The organism is Enterococcus sp. AZ140, from assembly GCF_051714405.1.
GTDB lineage: Bacteria > Bacillota > Bacilli > Lactobacillales > Enterococcaceae > Enterococcus_B > Enterococcus_B pernyi.
Map to the genome: position 1 here is coordinate 2,489,292 of NZ_JBIORU010000001.1, position 19,937 is coordinate 2,509,228.

Annotated in this window: 15 protein-coding genes; all 15 read right to left on the minus strand. The window is 39.8% G+C overall.

Translation table 11 applies throughout. The features are described from left to right. Nucleotides 1-834, minus strand: coding sequence for a hypothetical protein (locus tag IGJ39_RS11380; RefSeq protein ID WP_010736644.1), 834 nt, complete (start codon nt 832-834; stop codon nt 1-3). Between the two features lie 13 nt (nt 835-847). After that, the gene (locus IGJ39_RS11385; protein ID WP_065097021.1) at nt 848-1,051 is read right to left on the minus strand and encodes a hypothetical protein; all 204 of its coding nucleotides are present in this window, start codon (nt 1,049-1,051) and stop codon (nt 848-850) included. 10 nt (nt 1,052-1,061) lie between these two features. After that, nucleotides 1,062-2,699 (minus strand): immunoglobulin-like domain-containing protein, encoded by a 1,638-nt coding sequence (locus IGJ39_RS11390; protein WP_438764772.1) that lies wholly within the window; start codon nt 2,697-2,699, stop codon nt 1,062-1,064. Continuing rightward, the gene (locus tag IGJ39_RS11395) at nt 2,692-5,814 is read right to left on the minus strand and encodes a SpaA isopeptide-forming pilin-related protein (RefSeq protein ID WP_410300936.1); all 3,123 of its coding nucleotides are present in this window, start codon (nt 5,812-5,814) and stop codon (nt 2,692-2,694) included. Before IGJ39_RS11395 ends, IGJ39_RS11390 begins: the two co-directional genes overlap by 8 nt. 216 nt (nt 5,815-6,030) lie before the next feature. Continuing rightward, nucleotides 6,031-6,474: a PTS sugar transporter subunit IIA gene (locus tag IGJ39_RS11400; protein ID WP_438764774.1), complete on the minus strand. Its 444-nt coding sequence runs from the start codon at nt 6,472-6,474 to the stop codon at nt 6,031-6,033. A gap of 13 nt (nt 6,475-6,487) precedes the next feature. Further along, nucleotides 6,488-8,518: a BglG family transcription antiterminator gene (locus IGJ39_RS11405; protein WP_438764776.1), complete on the minus strand. Its 2,031-nt coding sequence runs from the start codon at nt 8,516-8,518 to the stop codon at nt 6,488-6,490. A gap of 1 nt (nt 8,519) precedes the next feature. Next, on the minus strand, nt 8,520-10,127 hold the full coding sequence (locus IGJ39_RS11410; RefSeq protein ID WP_438765040.1) for a PTS transporter subunit EIIC: 1,608 nt from the start codon (nt 10,125-10,127) through the stop codon (nt 8,520-8,522). 244 nt (nt 10,128-10,371) lie between these two features. Further along, nucleotides 10,372-11,259 (minus strand): ribose/proton symporter RbsU, encoded by an 888-nt coding sequence (rbsU, locus tag IGJ39_RS11415; RefSeq protein ID WP_010736651.1) that lies wholly within the window; start codon nt 11,257-11,259, stop codon nt 10,372-10,374. Between the two features lie 17 nt (nt 11,260-11,276). Beyond that, on the minus strand, nt 11,277-11,672 hold the full coding sequence (rbsD, locus tag IGJ39_RS11420) for a D-ribose pyranase (RefSeq protein WP_010736652.1): 396 nt from the start codon (nt 11,670-11,672) through the stop codon (nt 11,277-11,279). Between the two features lie 22 nt (nt 11,673-11,694). Next, nucleotides 11,695-12,603 (minus strand): ribokinase, encoded by a 909-nt coding sequence (gene rbsK / locus IGJ39_RS11425; RefSeq protein WP_410300934.1) that lies wholly within the window; start codon nt 12,601-12,603, stop codon nt 11,695-11,697. 409 nt (nt 12,604-13,012) lie between these two features. Then, nucleotides 13,013-13,966 carry a mannose-6-phosphate isomerase, class I gene (gene manA, locus IGJ39_RS11430; RefSeq protein WP_066026541.1) on the minus strand — a complete coding sequence of 318 codons (954 nt, stop codon included), beginning with the start codon at nt 13,964-13,966 and terminating at the stop codon, nt 13,013-13,015. 45 nt (nt 13,967-14,011) lie between these two features. Continuing rightward, on the minus strand, nt 14,012-15,031 hold the full coding sequence (locus IGJ39_RS11435) for a serine hydrolase domain-containing protein (RefSeq protein ID WP_065095914.1): 1,020 nt from the start codon (nt 15,029-15,031) through the stop codon (nt 14,012-14,014). Between the two features lie 194 nt (nt 15,032-15,225). After that, nucleotides 15,226-16,080, minus strand: coding sequence for a VOC family protein (locus tag IGJ39_RS11440; RefSeq protein ID WP_019724004.1), 855 nt, complete (start codon nt 16,078-16,080; stop codon nt 15,226-15,228). A 244-nt stretch (nt 16,081-16,324) separates the two neighbouring features. Then, complete coding sequence (locus IGJ39_RS11445) at nt 16,325-18,202, minus strand: ABC transporter ATP-binding protein (RefSeq protein ID WP_065095915.1); 1,878 nt, start codon at nt 18,200-18,202, stop codon at nt 16,325-16,327. Next, entirely contained in the window at nt 18,199-19,926 is a 1,728-nt protein-coding gene (locus tag IGJ39_RS11450; RefSeq protein WP_065095916.1) for an ABC transporter ATP-binding protein, read from the minus strand. The genes IGJ39_RS11445 and IGJ39_RS11450 overlap by 4 nt, the downstream gene beginning before the upstream one ends. Nucleotides 19,927-19,937 lie beyond the last annotated feature (11 nt).

Genomic DNA, 19,937 nt, shown 5'->3' on the forward strand with positions numbered 1-19,937 from the left:
TCAGGCCGCAACGATAATCGCTTTCGACCATTTCATGGTGTAAAACAAACACATAGATAGCGCCAAGCAATTACCGACGATCGCACTGATCACTGCAATCATCCCCTGCGTCTCATCAAATGAAAAAATAGTACTCACTAGTAGTGGGTAGATATTCAACACGATAAAAAGCAATACACCTTGTAAAGATGCCGCACCAAATAGTTTTAAAAAATTCTTTCCGACATGCCCGATTTCTGTATTCACTAAAGCGACAATCGGTAAAGGTGAGATACTTAAATAAAGATACATTTCTAAAAAACGTAAAAAGATCAGCACTTGAGCAAGGACGCTAACAATGATCGATAAAATCAAGGGAACGAGTAAGATCATCAACAACACCATTTTTTCAAAAAAACCTAGCTGATCGATCTGCTCCATCACGTTGAAGATATCCATTGTCTGATCCGTCACACCTCGAATCTCCAATTGATTGATTCCTTGACTAACAAAAATGCCTACATCCATAATGGCATTGAGGAAAACCATCAAGTGGCGTAAAAGCAGTACGGTCAATCCGATTTTGATAAACAATGGCAAAAAAAGATCCAGTCCACCAAACTCTGACTGCTTGCCATATAGTCGATGTGCGAGTTGTTGAAATTCGATCAACAATAGAAAACCTAATAGGGAATAAGCAATAGGTTTGACGACACTTTCCATGATCGTCACACTGTAACGATAGATTTCCGGCAGATAATGTTCGAGGTTTTGTAAAAGACTATTTTTATGATTCGTCGATAAACTTAATTGTTCTGCAATCGTTTGTAGCAAAAATTCGATCGCACCGTCCATTCTTTTTCGCTCCTCACATTGAAATATTCGTGATCCACGCACCAGCAGCTAAAATCACTGCTCCGCCTACGATTTGAAAAATGGCATGTTGCATGCCTGGTCCATTATGTTCCTTGATAGCAACGCCTAATTGGATGATGCCCCAGACAGTCAGTAAACTGCCTGCGGTAATGATTCCATTAGAAAATAGTGCCATTGCTTGATTGAAATAATCCATTCTCTTCTCCTTATTCGCTTAGTATCTCTGGCATTTCTGGATTCTTTTCTACTACGCTGACATGAAAAGACACTCGCGTTTCTGTAAACGAATCTTTGATCGACAAATAAACAGGATAGCTTCCAGGTGTGTCCCAAGTGATTTCTTCTATGACTTCAACATCTGCTATGCTTAATTTCTCTTCACGATCAGTCACAGAGATTCCTGCTAATAAATCTAATTTCTCTTCGCCTACAAGGAATCTCTTATCCTCTATCCCAGAAAATACAGGGGGCTCATTGACTACGTGGACGCTCCCAAAAGTTCGAGTGATTTTTCCATGTGTATCTTGGACCTGAAGAGGAAAACGATAGATACCTAATCGTGAAGTGTCGATTTTCTGCCAAAATGGCACATCGATCATCACTTGTAATTGATCCACCGAATCTTCACGATCTCCAAGAATCAGTGTTGCCAAATAACTTTCTTTATTCCATTCACTAAAAACAGGGAGCGTCATATGCGTATTTGTGACTGTGGGCGCTTCATTCGTCAATTGAATATGGACGGTGCGCTCAATTGCTCTTTTGCCATAACGATCCACCACATTCGCGATTCTTATAGAGTAGTTTCCCGGTACCTGAGGATCAAAATCAGATGCCAAGATATTTTCCGAAGTAAGATTGATCGCGCCATCTTCTTGATCACTTGCTGAGAAATAATCCAATAAAGAGAATGACTGATTGACAGGAAAGACGAGCTGATTGGGACCAACGATCATTGGAGCTTCATTCGTGATCGTCACATTGGTTGTCAAACTGGTACTTGCACCAAATTGATCTGTGACAGAATAAATGACTTCATAACTTCCTTCTTTTTCTGTTTGGAGTGTCGTTTCTACTTGGATTTCTGCGGTCAATTCACCATCTTCTTCATCGTAAGCAGAAACCCCTGCTAATAAATCAATACTCGAACCGATCGCTATGTGTTGACTTTTCTTTTCCTTTTGAATGATTGGCGAGTGATTAAAAAGAAAAGTCACAGTCGCAACACTCACGTTTCCTTTTGAATCAATTGCTGAAATCTGCATGGTTTGATAACCCGTTTGGTTCGGATCGATGAGCGTATAATGGATCTGCGGATTGGGATCGCTCCCTTGAACGAAAGTAAAATAAGCAAATGGATCAATCGCTGTTCCTCTAGGTAAAATGTGCAATGGCTCATTGACACGAACGATAGGCCCTTGCCACTGCTCCAATGCCTCTGGAGTGACAGGTATATTAGGAGTAAGTGTTTGCTCGAATTCTCTCAACTGATGCGTTTGTTTGCTTCTTACAACTGTGCTTTCCACGATTTGTGGTACTGTTGTTGTTTCAAGATAAGCGATCCTTAGTCGCTTTGTTTCATCTCTGATCGTGGCTTCAGAGAGTTCATTCATGGGTCTTCTGAATTGCGAAGCAAACTCAAACAACTGAGCAGAGTTATCCTCTTTTTTTAGATCGCTTGACTCTGATCCTTTCACTCTGATTTCTTGATTCGTTCTACTTTCTGTGGAGACAGCTGTTTGCGGAACTTCTGTTTCTCTTGGTTTGCAGCCGCTGACGAACAAAACAACTGAACAACTGAATATGAACAAGCCAAATCTCATGTATTTTTTCCTTTTAGTCATTCAAACCACCCTTTTTTTGTTGATAGATCAAAAGACCACTCACTCCTAGAAATAAACTACCTAACCCTACTAGAGAAACAGAAGTACGACTATTTGTTTTAGGTAAATCACGAGTATTTTCCTGCTTTTTCGTTTCTTCTTTTTTCTCGATTTTTGGTGTATTGAAATGAACGGTCTGTTCTTTATTGGTCAAATCATCTTCACGTGCTACCTCATTTTCTTGCTCAGACTCGTAGTATAAAATGTGAGTGGCAGTCAACTGCTCCTTGTCTTTTAGCGTATTGGCTTTCAGCTCAAGAAAAACTTCAAATTGATCTTCTTTACTCTTGGCTGTGTAGGTTGAGATTGCTTCGTTGATGAGTTCTCCGGTCTCACCTTTTCGGTACTGCGTCACTACTGTATACGTATGACCGACTTCAATGGCTGCTCCTTTGATCCAGACTACGTCTTTCAATTGATTGTCTTTGGTTGGATCAAGCTCCTTACTTCCGTCGATTGCTGTGAACAAACTCGTCAATGCTAATTTTTCGCGTTCGTTATAGGCTTCTAATACGATCAACTCACCATCTTTTTCAACAGTTACTGAAAAATCTAAAGGTTCTTCTAAAGGTAAATACCCTTCCAATGGTTTTCCTTCAATAAATTGATAGGTCCCATAGGGCAAATCGCTTACTTCGATTTTTCCCTCATCATCCGTGAGATATTCTTCAATAAATTGAAGGATATCCCCGCCATTTTCTGCTTTTTCTACCTGATATAAGCCAAATGGTACTTGCACCAAAGGTTGTTCATTCAAGCGATCTCGTTTGATCAATTCAATGGATTGTCTTGCTAAACGGTTAGGGACTTCTAAGCGAATCAATGCACTATGATTTTCCGCTGTTACACTGAAAATCAATGGTTCTTCTAACGGGAGATAGCCTTCTGGCGCTTTGACTTCATGAAGCTCATAACGATCCACACCCCAAGGTAAGCTTTGCGTTGTTACGAGTTCTCCTTTTGGATTCGTTTCAAAAATCTCAGTTTTTTCTGTATCATTCGGACGCGTCATTGCTACAAATGCCCCTTGTCCATCATTCGCCCAAGTATCAAAAATCTTGAATTGTGCGCCAGCATAGGGAATTTGTTGTCCTGTTTCTTGATCGATCTTGATGAGATGTACGCGTGATTCGATGATTTCATCTTCTAATAAAAAGAAATGGGTATAGCCTTCCTCACTGATCGTCACTTCAAATGGTTCAATGATCAAATAGCCATCCGTTCCTTTAGTTTCAGCGATCGTATACGTGTCATAGGGTAAATCGATAAATTTAAAGTAGCCGTTTTTTTCAGTGACTTGGACATATTCTTTTCCTGTGGTATGAGCGGTGGCTGTTAGTTCGATTCCTTCGAGTGGTGGTTTATGATTCGTTTGATTGGATGTTAATGCGTGTAAAATTTCGAAGATAGAAGTGGGGATAAGAGGTTTTGAACCAAATTTATATCCTTCGACATGACCCTTGATGACGCGATCAGTGACTGTTTTGCTATGAACAGCCACCGTTTCATTTTGTCCTGCGTAAGTCAAATGTATAGGATAGATAGTCGGATCTAAGTTATAACCTTTCGGTGGAACGGTCTCTTGTAAATAATAGGTTCCTAGTTTTAACCCTTTTAGCTCAGCTGATGCACTTCCATTAACCTCTTCCATCGTCAATTCCGCCACTGTTTCTCCGTCTTTGTCCGTTAATTTATAGACAGCTCCGACCAATTGGGCACCTCCTTGAGGCTGATTGCCTGTTTCTGCATCTTCTTTGATGACCATCAAATTAGCTGTCTGTTCTTGATTAGCTAATGTGATACTCGTCAATTCATTCACTTTGACAGTGACAGTCTGGGGCGTTGGATTTAAAACGTAGCCTTCTGGCGCTTTGATTTCTTGGATCGTAACGATCGTATCGACCAACAAATCATGCCATGTAGCAATTCCCTCGGCATCTGTCGTCAATTCTTTTTGCTGTCCTTCTGAAGTTGTGAAACGAAAAACAGCTCCGGCTAATGGTTGTTTCGTTTGTTGATCGACTTTTCGGATAGCTGCATGGCCATATTTTTGTACGCGAAGCTGAAAGGAAGTTCTTGTAAGCTGCGGCACTCTGCCTACCACCATATTTTGTGTATAAGGATGTTGGTACACGACGATTGCTCCTTGATAACTACTAGGGATATGATAATCAAATGCGATCTCGCTTGTTTCTGGTGCCTCTTTAGTCGCAGTAACTGTTACTTGATTCCCTTGCTTTTCAATGGTGACTCCATTGATTGATTGCACGGGAGATGAAGCATAATTTGAAAATGCTCCGGACGTATCGGTGAATGTTTGGCTTTCGCCGACTTTTACATTCATAATATGTCCATGAAAACTAGGTTGGGTATAGAACCGTTCCACTTGTTCCATCACTGTTCGTTTGAATGTTTGATAATCACTCATGGTCAAAACGCCGGAGATATTGATAGGTGTGATCCCTTGTTGCTCCCAAGCAAGTAGTTGAGTCATCAACTCTTTTTCCATCGTGTAAGTTGTCGCAATGACGCCATAGTACTTGATCAAAGAGATTTTCTTTAATAATTCTGTATTCTGGATACTTGAAGTGTAGCCATTATTTTCACCGACATTGAGAGCCACTCCCTGCTCCAAACATAGAGCAATCTCACCATTCACTCGTTTTCCATACCACCCGTATTCTCTGCCACCGTTTGATAGCTGGATATCAATATTAGGGATATGGATCGCTGGATCAACAACGACACTTTCATTGGCAAATGGGTCAAGCAATCTTGGCGAGCGTTCATGAATCGCCTCTTCGATATAATTCGTAGAGCCTATGGTGGTCAATTTTCCGTTCGGTCCTTGGATCAGTTGGTGGTCTTTCTTGAAGTTTTCCCAAGTGTCTTCTTGTGCGGTTGGTTGTAAGCTCGTGCGTGTCATATAGTTGGGGAAAGATGCAGTGATTGGTTGATAGGAGGGAACACCAGTCAACGTTTCTGCTGAGACTGGTATGCCTTTTACTTGAGTCATCATGGAAAATAAAATGATGAGCGGTAAAATCAAGAATAGCAAGTTAGAGTATCTCCTCATTTTTTAACTCCTTTCATTTGATAAAGTGGTCGCTTGATCTTGTAAAGTGAGAAAGTTGATTCAATCACACAGCTGTTGCTTATTGAAATCAAGTAAGAAATCTCACCACGTTTCGGAGCACCTCCTTCACTATATAATTACGATTTTGGCGAGATTCTCCCAAAAAAATCGAAAAAAAAAAGACCAATCAAATGATTGGTCGTCGCGTATTTTACGTCAAAATTCCTCAGCTTGTTTTAAAATCTGTTGGATTTCCTCTACTGTTTGTGCATCACTCAATGCCATTACTTGATCGACATCGGAACAAAAGAATGCAAGTTCTTGTAAACTTGTTAATTGTTGGTTTTCTCTCATGATCACAGCAAACAAAATCGTTGCGATCTTTTTTTCACCATTTATCCCGAAATCAACCCCATCAGGCACTTGGAACAAAAAAATACCTTCTTTAACAATCTGTTCATCTTGTACTTTTCCATGAGGGAGTGCCACAAAATTGCCGATATAGACACTTGTTGCTTCTTGACGGGCAATCATCGCATCGATATATCCCTTTTGGATGACTCCCTTTTCCAGTAACTGCTCGCCAATCGTCTGGAGCGCGTCTTCCCAACTACTAAACTGTTGGTTCAGCCAAATGTGTTCCGTTGGGATTTCAAGCATCTCTATCCCCCCTTTATTTTTTAATTTCGTCGATCAAAATTTTAGATAATAACTGATAAATGATTGCTTCATTACCTGAACGAAAAATCTCTGTATTCAAATCGTTCATGATCAATGCGCCGCTGATTTTTCCAAGTAATTTCCCTGTGGCTTCGTCAATCGGGGACGGTGCTAACATCACAAGCATTCTTGATAAATCGACTTTTGTTTTATCCATTCCTTCAATTTCTAATACCTGTTTCAATTGAAAGATACAAAATAATGGTGCAGTCATCTCAGAACTAGACGTATGGAACAGCCCCATGTTGGTATGAGGTAATCCGATTGGCGCTTGTTGATATCTTTTCATTAAACGCTGATAGACTTTTTCTTTATCTTGGACCAACCCTGTAGGTAAATAGTCGAAAATATCCTTCAACGTAGCTTCTACTGTTTCTGGATTGTCTAATTCTTGAATGAAGAAGTGCTGAAGTAATCGATTGATTTTGCTCATCATCAACACCGTTTCTTCATAAGTATCTTCGATAACAGAAGGTTGATCAGCTAACCGGATATGTTCCGTTCGATGGGCTGTCAAACGAGCAAATTCTGCTTTTAATTGTTTGATTTCTTCCTCAAGAAGTAATGGTGAAACTAATAGATATTTCCCCTCATAGCCACTCAAGATCGAAGTAGAAATGACGAGATCATACTCTTCTTCTAAATTTATTTTCTTTAGATCAGCAATTCGATAAAAATGGATATGTTGAACAAATGGGAAGTACCTCTTTAGTTTTAACTCAAGCATACTTGTCGAAGCTAATCCACTAGGGGAAAAACCAGCGATTTTGATCGTGCTGTCCTTTGGTGTTTTTTCTAACGAGTTCGCAAAGTGGAGAACCATATAAGCAATTTCTTCTTCGGATAGTTTCTTTTCTTGAAAAATCTGCTCGATTCCTTGACGGATGGCTTGAGCAATCTCTTGATACTGAACCATGATTTTTTCTAAAATCGGATTAGTCAATTGTTCTTCTTGAAGTACCGCTCGAGAAAATACTCCTGATAAATGGGTCAACAACATTTTGTAGAGTGTTTCATCTTGATAGAATGGATTATTGGTCACTTCACTCACCACTTGGATCAATTGTTTCACAAGATAAGCGAGTTGGGTATCAAATGTTTCTTCAAAAAAATCCTGATCAAAGGAATTCGAGAAATCATTTAATAGACTAGCAAAAAAGACGATCTCATTGACTGGATAAAGTTGTTGCGTTTCCTTAGCGATTTTAGAAAATAAAGCTTTGGCGATACGTAATAACTCTTTGTTCACTAGTCCAGTGTAGGTTTCATTCGTCAGCACGTGATTTTTTTTGACACGATCGATCGTGATGCTGAGTATCAAAACTAAATGTTCCAGTTTCCGGTCACTTAATTCTTTTTTTTGCTGGATCAATTCTTCTCGTACCACTTGACGCGCCAGTAATAAACTATCTGTCGTGATAAATTGAAAAAAGAAATTCGTTGTCGTATCAAATTCCAACAAGTGAAATATTTCATACGCATTGATCTCCAACTCTAAGATATTTGCGATCAGCAATCTGCGGTATTTTTCCGGCCCAGTGATTTCATAGCCACGGTTACGAGTGATCGACAATGGCAGTTGTTTCATACTGGTTTCGAGTTGCTTGATATCAGCATAAAAAGTCGTGTTACTAATCAAATACTTTTCTAAAAAATAACTTAAAGACAATGGTTCTTTCGTGAGTAACAGCTCTAATAAAATTGCATGTTGCCTTTCAGTTGTCGATAATTCCATCTCTTTTTCGTTCAGTAGTTGGCGCAGTTGTGTCATTGTTTCAGGTGTCGCTTCAATCATAAATGATCCGCGGGTTATTTTTTTCAGCGAAGCATTTACTTCCTTGAGCGATCGTTCTAATTGCTCCAACTCGCGGTATACAGTCCGTTTGCTGACACGTAAAACATTGACCATTTTTTGTATAGAAACGGGTGCTGGACTATTGATGAGTTCTGTCAATAATTCTTTTTCCCTTGGTGACAAATACATCTTAGTCCACTTCCTTTACTAATGATAGATAGGCTTTGGTACTGACAAAATGATCAATGATCAACAAATGCTCCACTTGTTGTTCCAGTTGATACGCCTTTGCCATTCTTTCATTCGCAAGATATACCACTTCTTTTTCGGGTACTAGGTCTTCAACGGCTGTTTTTTCTACAGATAGATCGACCTGATATTCCTTGGCTAGCTTCATTAAAATCGTCATCCCCATCGTTTGTGAGCCTCGGCGATTTCCTTGGTATAAAAACACAACTCTGGTTCTAGGTTGTTTAACTTCTTGTTGCTTTTTGATTTGAGGTTCTTTGTTTATTTCATGAAGTTGCTGCTTGATCAATGGTAGATACGACTCAACTTCTAAAAAATGTTCAACAGCAATGATCTGACTCTCTTTGGCTTTTTCTTGTGCTAAAGATTGAAAGGCACTTTGTACGATCACCAATTGTTTCTGATGATTCTTCAGACTATAAATAGAGGTATAGCTTATAGGTATATCTATCCCTTGCGCATGCAGTTTTTTCTTCAAAATGGCTGCGCCCATTGCACTAGAACCCATCCCGGCATCGCAAGCAAAGATGATTTGGTTGACCGCTTCATGATTCATCAGTTGGCTCCTTTCTGGGAGGATCGATTCCACAGGTTTCGTTTTTCTCAATAACAGTATGGCACAAATAAACGTAGCAAGCGCACTGAGAATAATACCTAAAATGACACCTGCTAATTGTGAAGGGGGTGTATTCCCTAAAATAATCACCAATGAACCTGGTGAAACCGGAGCATTCAACCCACTAGCAAACAGTTGGAACACAAACGTTCCTGTGGCTCCTCCAATCATAACGGCAAAAAAAAGCGCAGGTTGCATCAAGACAAAAGGAAAATAAATCTCATGGATTCCTCCGACAGCTTGGATCATCAATGCTCCACCTGCTTTGACACTTTTTTCTCGATCAGCAGCAAACAAGAACGCACTTAAAATCCCTATTCCTGGCCCAGGATTGGCTTCCATCAAAAATAAGATCGAATGCCCCGCATGTTGTGTCATCTCCATTCCTAAAGGTGTCAAGATGCCGTGATTGATGACATTATTCAAAAATAAGACCTTTAACGGTTCCAACACTAAACTGACCACTGGTAACAGATGTTGTTCAATGAGCCAATAAACAAAGCGTCCAACATAAGACAAACTACCTTCAACAATTGGTTGGATGACCAGTATGCCTAACAGACAGACAACCCCACCGATTAGACCGATCATCAAGTTATTCAGCAACATCTCATAGCCAGGTTTGATTTTCGGCGTCAACCAACGATCCACCCAGTGAAAAATACCTCCCGTGATCAAACCGATGATCATCGCTCCGAATAGTTGTGGAAGATCAGAAACTACTATCATACCGATGACAGCAATCCCACCTGCTACAGCTGCTTTTTGATCAAAAATCTTTGCTCCAGAGTAACTGATCAAAATAGGCAATAACAGATAAATCAGCCAATCACTGACATGTGCAAGCGTTTGATGCAAATCACCTGATACGATATTTGATACAATCGATAACAAACCCCAAGCAATAAAAATACTTAGATTTGGCATGATCATTTGTTTGAAATAATGTAGTAATTGACGAAACCAGGTTAATTTCGCCACTGCATCAGCAGGAAGCGCATTCAAATTCTCCCCCACGTTGATCACCTGCCCTTTCTACTTCAGCAGACTGCGCTTATGCTTTTTTTCAGATAGCTCTATTCTAACAGTTTCCGTTATCTATTTTCCACAAAAAAAATTGGGCAAGTAACCGCAGTTACTTCCCAATTTTTTAAAATAACGCTTCTAACAAAATATCTTATATCAAAACAGTCATCGTTGCGGCAGCTAAGATAAGGACCAAGCCAATGATCGTGACCGTCATTTCTTTTTTCGTTTTCTTTTGTCCTAAGAACCAGATACCAGTCAAGGTTGCTAGAACAACAGAAGTTTGCGATAAGATGAAGCCCGTTGCCAAACCATTCATATTTGGTTGTGCAGAAATCAAATAGGTCAATGCAGCAAAGGCAAAAAAGAAGCCAGAAAAAATTTGTTTATAAGAAACAACTTCCGTAAATGCTGATTTTTCATGCCCTTTCATACTTAATACAGCGGTGTAGATGATCGCCACTAAGACCATCCCCATTGCTTGTGGCAAGAAAGCGTGCATTCCGTCGATGGTTGTTGCTTGAGGTGCTGCGGAATATGCCCAATACCCAATCTCTCCGACTGCTAATAATAAAACCGCTTTTTTCAGTAAACTGCTATTTTCTTTGGTTTTTTTCTCAGTCCAAACAGTCATCCATGCGCCTAAAATAATCAAGATCAATGCTAATCCACCAAGAATCTTCGCTGTCGTTCCTGGCCAATTGCCTAGCGCAAAAACACCCCATAATGAAGCCCCAAGTAATTGAAAAGCTGTGGTGATAGGCATTGCACGTGACGAGCCAATCAGTGTGAAGGATTGAAAAGTAATGATTTGAGCAGTCGCCCAGCCCACACCGGAAAGAATAGAAAAGACAAGATCCATTCCAGATGGCAGTGCTATGCCATTGATCAGGGCAAAAATAAGTGCGAATATCAAAGTTCCTATTGTTGATCCTAAAATCTGGTTCACAGGACGTCCACCGATCTTCGAAGCAATCGTTGGATAAAGTCCCCAACCTAGTAATGGTCCTAATCCGATCAATAATGCTGTTGCATTCATTTATTACATCTCCTTTTTTAGAATACGACGCCACTTTCTAACAAGATATTCGCATAAGGAGTCATCTCACCTGTACGAATAAATGCGTGACAATTGTTTAACTCAGTTTTCATTTCACTATGCGGAATAAACGTGATCGGTGTCTCCGGCATTTCTTTTTGGATTTCTAAAAGAATGTCAGGATTCTCTTTTTTGATTTCCTCTGCTAGATAAATACGTTGCACCTCTAATTCTGACAACACATTGCGTAAAACTTCCATAAAGCTAGGAACCCCTTGCGTAACTGCTAAATCGATTTTTTCAGTGGTCATAGGTACAGGCATTCCTGCATCTCCAATACTCAATTTATCAAAATGTCCCATTTGTGCTATCACTCGTGAGATATCAGAATTGATTACTTTCGTTTTTTTCATTATTTGTTCATCCTTTCCTCAATCAGATTAATTCATGTTTATACGGAATAGAAGGCTGTGCACCAAAACGTTGAACAGTCACAGAAGAGGCTTTATTGCCATAACGGATCGCTTCTTCTAGGTTGCTGAAGTCTTTGGCTAATACACTGCTCATCGCACCAATAAAGGTATCGCCAGCAGCCGTTGTATCCACTGCATGCACTTTAAAAGCTGGTACGATCCCACTAGCGCCGTCAGCAATATCATAATAAGCGCCTTTACTTCCGATCGTGATGATCACCGCTTCAATACCTAATCCATGAAAGACTTGTGCCGCCTCTTTTAGACTTTTTTCATCGGTAATAGTAATGCCTGTTAAGATCTCCGTTTCTGTTTCATTTGGAATGATCATATCCGTTACTGCTAATAACTCGTCAGGAACATTTTCTAGCGCCGGTGCCGGATTCAAGATCGTTTTCACGCCAGTTTCTCGAGCGATTTTGAATGCTTCGATCGTCGGTTCTATAGCGCTTTCAAACTGAGCAATAATAAAATCACTTTTTTGGATGATTGTTTTATTTTCTTGTACTTGTGCTACGGTAAACGCATTGTTTGCACCAGCATGGATCATGATACTATTTTCACCTTGGTCATCAACAATGATATACGCTTGTCCAGTCGCTTGATTTTCTAATGTCGCTACACCAGATAAATCAATTTCTTCTTGTTCAAGTAATTCTGTCATCGTTTTTCCTGCTTCGTCTTTACCCACGCCACCAATAAAGTAAGTTTTTGCCTCCGAACGTCTAGCAGCAACCGCTTGGTTGGCTCCTTTTCCTCCACCAGCTGAAAAAGTTTCTTTCGTATGGATCGTTTCTCCAGGTTTTGGCATATAAGTCACACGGATGGTTCGATCTAAATTGATACTTCCGATAACTGTAACAGTATTCATCGTTTTCCTCTCCTTTAACAAGAAAATCATTTTAACGTTCTATTAAAACGTTTTAACTCTACGAGAAGAATATAACATATTTTGTAAGTGATTTCAACAAGCAACTTTTCATCGATAAAACTAACTGTAATTGGTACCTTCTTTGTTCTTATATCACTGAGGTCGGGAAAGAAGTGTTCAGCCTCGAGAAATAAGGCGCCATCCACGAAAATTGTTTTTCAAATTTTTGTGGATGGCGCCTTATTTCCGATGAGGTTACTTCTGTTCCCGCCGTTTATTCGGTTTTAGGTGGTACAAGAGGACTAATGTCCCAGACACAAAAAAAAGCGCCAACCAAAAATAGCAAGTCCATTTTCGGTTGGTACGCTTTATTGTTATCGCTGAACCTAGCAACGACAGTTTTATCTTATTATTTTTTTCCTGGCTCAGAAGCGATGATCGAAAGTTCTCCTTGAACTTTCCACTCCGTGATATCGCTTGGTAAGATCGCACTTGTTCCTTTTTCTAGTGAGTAGGTTTGGTTACCTATCACCAATTCTCCCGCACCATCAATAACTGTCATCAATGTATACGGTGCTTGTTTTTTAAAGGATGTGATCCCTTTGATGTCCCACTCGTAGACGTTGAAAAATTCTGTTTCTACGTAAGTGACGATCGAAGAGTTCCCTTGACGGATCTCTTTGATCTGTAATTCAGGAGCTTTTGCTGGTACTGTTGTTACGTCGACTGATTGTTGGATGTGTAATTCCCGAGTGTTTCCTTGCTCGTCTTTGCGATCATAATCATAAACACGATAAGTTGTGTCTGAACTTTGTTGTGTTTCTAAAATCATGATCCCTTTCCCAATTGCATGGATCGTTCCACTTGGTACGTAGAAAAAATCACCTTTTTTGACAGGAACTTTTTTCAATAAGTCATCCCAGCGACTATCTTGGATCATTTCGGCTAATTCTTCACGTGTTTTTGCATGATGACCATAGATGATCTCTGCACCTGGTTCGGCATCAATGATGTACCAGCACTCTGTTTTTCCTAGCTCTCCTTCATGTGCCATACCATAAGCATCATCTGGATGAACTTGAACAGATAGATCATCTTCTGCATCTAAGATTTTGATCAATAACGGAAAAACTGGTTCTGTTGGATGGCCGAATAATTCTTTATGTTCTTTCCATAGATCATCTAGTTTCCAGCCTTTGAATGGGCCATTTTCAACGACACTCACGCCATGAGGATGCGCACTGATCGCCCAATCTTCCCCAATTTTATCATTTGGGATATCAAAGCCAAAAACAGTACGTAAGCGACTGCCTCCCCAGATTTTTTCTTGAAAAACAGGTTTTAAAAATAATGGTTCTTGCATACGTCAAACTCCTCTCAATTTTCAATTGCTATTATAGCATTATTTTCAGTGTAACGCTTTCTCTTGTAAATAAATTTCAATGATTTCATCCCGACATTTTAGATATTCTTCACGATGATCGTTTGGATGCAGGCGATTGGATAGAAAAATGAACGCTTCTTGATCGATTGGGTCGATCAATAGAAATGTCCCTGTATAGCCTGTATGGAATAGTAATGGATGGCCATCCTTTTTATCTTGTTTTAAATCCCATCCGAGTGAGCGACCACCTTTACCAGTTGGCGTATGATCAGCCAATAAGGAACGGATGGTTGCCTCTTCCAAAAAATGACCAGAATCTAACTTTCCGTATTGAAGATACATCCGGACAAACTTCTCACAATCCGCAAGATCAATAAATAGACCAGCATTACCTGCATGTTCTGCTAACACTCGTGCTTTTGGATCATGGGTCAAGCCATGGATCACCTCACCAGAAGGAAGTTGTTCAGTTGGAACGATCCGTTCTGAAGGACGTGGTAAGAATAAGCTATTCATCATTCCTAACGGTGCTAGTACTTGCTCTTCAAAAAGCTCGACTGCCTCTTCTTGGAAAACCTCCTCTAGCATCAATCCTAAGAGAATCGTGCCTGCATCCGTATAGCGAACTTCGATTCCCAATTGATCGCCTGGTTGAAGTTTCAAATAAGCTTCAATCAACTCTGTTTGTGATAGACGATCTCGATCAGGAATAAATGTCTGGATGTCTGAGGTATGTGTCAACAAATGGCGAATCGTGATCGTTTGATTCTCAAAAGCCGGCAAGTACGTATGCAAAGGTTCATCTAAATCCACTTTCCCGTCTTCGATCAATCGCAAGACAAGGCTTGTCGTTGCAATCACTTTTGTCAGGGAGGCTGCATCAAAGAGCAGATCTTCTGTCATTGGTCTAATCGTTGGAACGATCTGCGCATCACCTGCGATCACTTTTTCAATCTGATCCCCTTTCATAAAAGCAGCGACGACCCCTGGATAATATCCCTCATTCATTTTTTTTAGTATATATTCTTTCGTTTTAGCGTACATAGTTTCTCCTTATTCATCTATGGATATGCTTGTTTGCTCCCCAAGCATAATTCTTTCTTCCATAAGAATCAATTGTTTTTCTCATTTATCCCAGTATTTAGTGGCTGACATAAAAAAGCAGGAAACTTTCAGCATCAGCTGAATTTTTCCTGCTTTTTCCAACGGTCGAGCAATCGACTGATCCTAGCCACTGTTCATTGGATAACATTAGTTGCTTTTGTTTCGTCCACGAACCACCATTCGATGCCAATTGCATCATACAAAGTCAAAACTTTTTGTTTTTTGTCAATGTAAAAATCGATCGTTTCTGTGTTCAAATGTGCAATCAGACGTTGCATACTCTCTGGGTCAACAACAAATTTCAAAAAGTCTAATCCTAAGATTTCATCCGTCGGTAAGGCAATCACTGGACTCTCAGCTTGAGTCAGTCCTACATGAAAATCACCTTTATTCAAGATAAATTCTTTTTCTTCCTCTTTATGCACAGTCAGACCTAAAAGCTCTGATAAAAATTCTCGTTCCTTTTCCATATCTAGTACATTTAGGTGGACTTTTTGGAAATAAGTACCAGCAGATAATTTCTTAAAGCGTTCATTTGATTGTCTTAATAGTGCTTCTTGGTCTAATTGTTCCGCCGCTTGTTCTTGTGAAGTATGAGTCTCTTCATGATAGATCTCTAACATATTGCCTTCAGGATCTTTCAATAAAATACCGATTCTGCCATCACTTTCCAGTGCTTCTTCGATCGTTTGATTCGTTTGGCGAATGCGATACAGCACATCTGCCATTTCTTCTAATGTTGGAATGATCAAAGAAAAACGATTGAGCTTTTTGATTTCCCCAAAGTGATCATTTGCTCGTGGACTTTCCTCTAATAATAACATCTCGCTGTCATTTTCTACTGTACCGAAAATCGCTAATTCATTTTCTTCTCTCTTTAAATCGAAACCAATCGTGTCTCTATAAAACTCGATCATTTTATCACGGTCTTTTACACGTATCGCAATACTTTTCAAATAAGTAGTAGACCCCAAATCAAAAACTTTCATAATTTCTTGCTCCCCTCTACGTTAAGCTTTATTTTAACGATGCTTCTCTTTTCTTTCAAGCAATATCTTATTTTTTGTTGAATTAATTCTCAGATTATCTTATTTTTTAGCTAATTATCAGAATGGGAAGGGAAAATCATTCTATATGTAAGAAAAGCGGCGAATCTTTGATAAAACTTTTTTATCTTTTTAAACGCCGCTTTCCCATAATCCTATAAAGATTATTATAACTTATTTTATCTTATTATGAAGCTTCTTCTGTAAACTGACTATTATACAGATCAGCATAGAACCCATCTTTTTCCATGAGTGTATGATGGTTTCCTGTTTCAACGATCGATCCTTGGTTCATCACGATAATATTATCCGCATCACGAATCGTTGATAATCGATGCGCAACTACAAAACTTGTACGATTTTTCAATAAACGGTTCATCGCTTTTTGAATCAAAATCTCCGTACGAGTATCGACACTTGAGGTTGCTTCATCCAAGATCAAGACATCTGGATTTGCTAAGAATGCTCGGGCAATCGTAATCAATTGACGTTGACCTTGTGAGATATTGCTTGCATCTTCATTTAAGATCGTATCATACCCGTCAGGTAATTTGCGGACAAATTCATCGACATGGGCAGCTTTCGCAGCTTCGATCACTTGTTCATCCGTTGCATCATCATTTCCATACTTGATATTGTCATAGATCGTTCCAGTAAATAACCATGTATCTTGTAGTACCATTGAAAATTGCGCACGTAATACATCACGAGAAACATCTCTCGTATCGACACCGTCATACCGAATGCTTCCTCCTGAAACATCATAAAAACGTTCCAATAGATTGATCAAAGTCGTTTTACCAGCCCCAGTCGGACCAACAATAGCGACCATTTCACCTGGCTTCACATCCAAATTGAAATCTTTCATCAATAAGTGATCTGGCGTATAACCAAACTGCACATTTTCAAAACGAACTTTGTACGGTGTATTTTCTTCGACTGGTAAACCAGATTTTTCATTTGTCATCTCTTCTTCGTCCAGGACTTCAAAGACACGTTCAGCCGAAGCTACTGTTGATTGGATCGTATTCATCAAGCTTGCCAATTGTGTGATCGGTTGAGAAAATTGTGTCGTATATTGCAAGAATGCTTGTACATCCCCTAATGCCATATTCCCATTGGCTACTTTGATCCCACCAAGCACAGCCACAAAGACGTACCCTAGATTTTTGACGAAATTCATCAATGGCATGATGATCGCAGAAATAAACTGTGCTTTCCAACCAGAGGCATATAAATTTTGGTTTTCAATCTCAAAAACTGCTTGGTCTTTTGCTGTATGGTTGAACGTTTGGACGATCGTATGTCCAGCATAGGTTTCTTCGACTTGGTTGTTCAATAATCCTAAACTCTTTTGTTGATCCGCAAAGAACACTTGTGATTTCGGTGCAATGATCATCACGATGATCAAGCTCAATGGAATCATCAACAACGCCACTAATGTCAGTTGCCAGCTGATGGATAGCATCATAACGATGACCCCGATCAGTGTGACCGCACTTGTGACAAATTGAGTCAAGTTTTGTTGTAACGTGCTGGCGATATTATCCATATCATTGATTGCTCGAGACATGATATCCCCATTCGTATGTGTATCATAATAAGAGATCGGCACACGATTCATTTTTGTCTCTAAATCATGTCTTAACTCATATACCGTACGTTGCGATACGCGAGTCATAATGAACTGTTGCAAGAAGTTGAACACCGCAGAAATCAAGTACATGACAATCACTGTCGCAATGATTTGACCAATTTTGTCAAAATCGATTGGGAATTTCGTGACTTGTTGCCCTTCTTGCATTTGTCTTGCGCCAAGCATCACACCGTTAAAAATTTCTGTGGTTGCTTTCCCTAATACTTTTGGTGTCTGGATTTGGAAGACGACAGCTGCAATCGCTAAGACAAATACAGCAATGATCGCTACTAAACGCTTAGACATATAGCCGAATAACCGGCGAACAGTGCCCCAAAAGTTTTTTGGTTTTTCTCCTTTAGCTCCAATGTTACGTCCTGGTCCCCCACCCATTGGTCCTTGAGGAGGTCGATTGTTTCCTTTACTCATGCTAAATCCTCCTCTCTCAATTGTGAGTTGACGATTTCCTTGTATGTTTCATTTGTTGCTAGTAATTCTTTATGCGTTCCTTTTCCAACAAGTTTTCCTTCATCTAATACTAAGATCGTATCTGCATCCATGACGGTACTTACTCGTTGCGCCACTAAAACGGTGATACTTTCTGTCATATTTTCTTTTAGTGCTTGACGGAGTTTCGCATCTGTTTTAAAGTCTAGTGCTGAGAATGAATCATCAAAGACATAGATGTCGGCTTCTTTTACTAAGGCACGCGCAATGGCTAATCGCTGTCTTTGTCCACCAGAGAAATTTCCGCCGCCTTGTTCGACATGACTATCTAACCCATCTTCCATTTCAGAAACAAAGTCTTTTGCTTGGGCGATCTCTAATGCTTTCCAAATCATCTCATCTGTTGCGTCTTCTTTCCCATATTGCATATTCTCACGAATCGTTCCAGAAAAAAGGACAGCTTTTTGGGGAACAAATCCCATCAATTCACGCAAGTTATATTGCGTCATATCAGTGATGCTCGTTCCATTGATCGCGATCTCACCCGATTCAATATCATACAAACGTGGGATCAGATTCACTAAAGTCGTTTTTCCTGAACCTGTACCACCAATGATAGCTACGATATCGCCGGATGACGCTTCAAAGTTGATATCTTCCAACGCTAGTTTTTCTGCGCCGTGGTAACGGTAATTCACCTGTTTGAATGACAAACTTGCGTCTTTTCCAGCTAAAGCAACCGTTTCTGGTTGTTCTGGATCAACGATACCCGCGTCTTCTTCTAATACTTCATTGATCCGATCAGCCGAAGCTTGGGCACGAGGAACCATGATAAAGATTGCTGATAGCATCATGAAACTAATCAAAATTTGCATCGCATAAGTCATGAAGGCAATCAGATTTCCGACCTCTAATGTCATATCCGCTATGTAGTGCCCACCAAACCATGTGATCGCTACGTTCGTCCCACTCATGATCAACGTCATCAATGGCATCATCAATGCAACAATCGTGTTGACTTTGATTGCCGTATTTGTATAATCCTTATTCGCTAAATCAAAACGATTTTCTTCAAAACGTGTTTTGTCAAACGCTCTGATGACACGTACACCGGTTAATCCTTCACGAAAAACAAGGTTTAAGCGGTCTGTTTTCTTTTGCATGCTCTTGAATAGTGGAACAGCAAAATACATAATACCACCGATCAAAATGATCATGACAGGAATCACGACTAAGAAAATTCTTGTCAGTTGATGGTCCTTTTGATAAGCAAGGATACTTGCCCCAACAAGAGTGATCGGTGCATTGATCATCATCCGTAAAAACATTTGCATCACCAATTGGATCTGCGTCACATCATTCGTTGTACGAGTGATCAATGAAGCTGTTCCATACTTGTCAAATTTGTCTTTCGTCAAATTTTCGGCTTTTTGATAGACTTCTGTTCGTAATTGTTTTCCTAACTTTTGAGATTCTCGTGTAGCAAAAAACGTATTGGCAATGGCGGCTAAAATACTGATCAAAGAAAATCCGATCATGACAAATCCCGTCTGCCAAATATAGTCGACGTCACCTTTTGCTACGCCTTTGTCAATAATATTAGATGTTAACGTTGGCAAATACAGATCTGCTAACACTTGAATAATCATAAAGACCGTTGCAGCAATTGCTGAGGTCAATGAAATTCGTTTGACAATTTTTAGCATTCGTTCCCCTT

Excerpts from the sequence above, each read along its gene's own strand:
- rbsD (WP_010736652.1), bottom strand. The coding sequence starts at position 11,672 with ATGAAAAAAACGAAAGTAATCAATTCTGATATCTCACGAGTGATAGCA.
- IGJ39_RS11410 (WP_438765040.1), bottom strand. The coding sequence starts at position 10,127 with ATGATCATGCCAAATCTAAGTATTTTTATTGCTTGGGGTTTGTTATCG.
- rbsU (WP_010736651.1), bottom strand. The coding sequence starts at position 11,259 with ATGAATGCAACAGCATTATTGATCGGATTAGGACCATTACTAGGTTGG.
- IGJ39_RS11435 (WP_065095914.1), bottom strand. The coding sequence starts at position 15,031 with ATGTACGCTAAAACGAAAGAATATATACTAAAAAAAATGAATGAGGGA.
- IGJ39_RS11390 (WP_438764772.1), bottom strand. The coding sequence starts at position 2,699 with ATGACTAAAAGGAAAAAATACATGAGATTTGGCTTGTTCATATTCAGT.
- IGJ39_RS11405 (WP_438764776.1), bottom strand. The coding sequence starts at position 8,518 with ATGTATTTGTCACCAAGGGAAAAAGAATTATTGACAGAACTCATCAAT.
- IGJ39_RS11385 (WP_065097021.1), bottom strand. The coding sequence starts at position 1,051 with ATGGATTATTTCAATCAAGCAATGGCACTATTTTCTAATGGAATCATT.
- IGJ39_RS11450 (WP_065095916.1), bottom strand. The coding sequence starts at position 19,926 with ATGCTAAAAATTGTCAAACGAATTTCATTGACCTCAGCAATTGCTGCA.
- IGJ39_RS11440 (WP_019724004.1), bottom strand. The coding sequence starts at position 16,080 with ATGAAAGTTTTTGATTTGGGGTCTACTACTTATTTGAAAAGTATTGCG.
- IGJ39_RS11380 (WP_010736644.1), bottom strand. The coding sequence starts at position 834 with ATGGACGGTGCGATCGAATTTTTGCTACAAACGATTGCAGAACAATTA.
- rbsK (WP_410300934.1), bottom strand. The coding sequence starts at position 12,603 with ATGAATACTGTTACAGTTATCGGAAGTATCAATTTAGATCGAACCATC.
- IGJ39_RS11400 (WP_438764774.1), bottom strand. The coding sequence starts at position 6,474 with ATGCTTGAAATCCCAACGGAACACATTTGGCTGAACCAACAGTTTAGT.
- manA (WP_066026541.1), bottom strand. The coding sequence starts at position 13,966 with ATGCAAGAACCATTATTTTTAAAACCTGTTTTTCAAGAAAAAATCTGG.
- IGJ39_RS11445 (WP_065095915.1), bottom strand. The coding sequence starts at position 18,202 with ATGAGTAAAGGAAACAATCGACCTCCTCAAGGACCAATGGGTGGGGGA.
- IGJ39_RS11395 (WP_410300936.1), bottom strand. The coding sequence starts at position 5,814 with ATGAGGAGATACTCTAACTTGCTATTCTTGATTTTACCGCTCATCATT.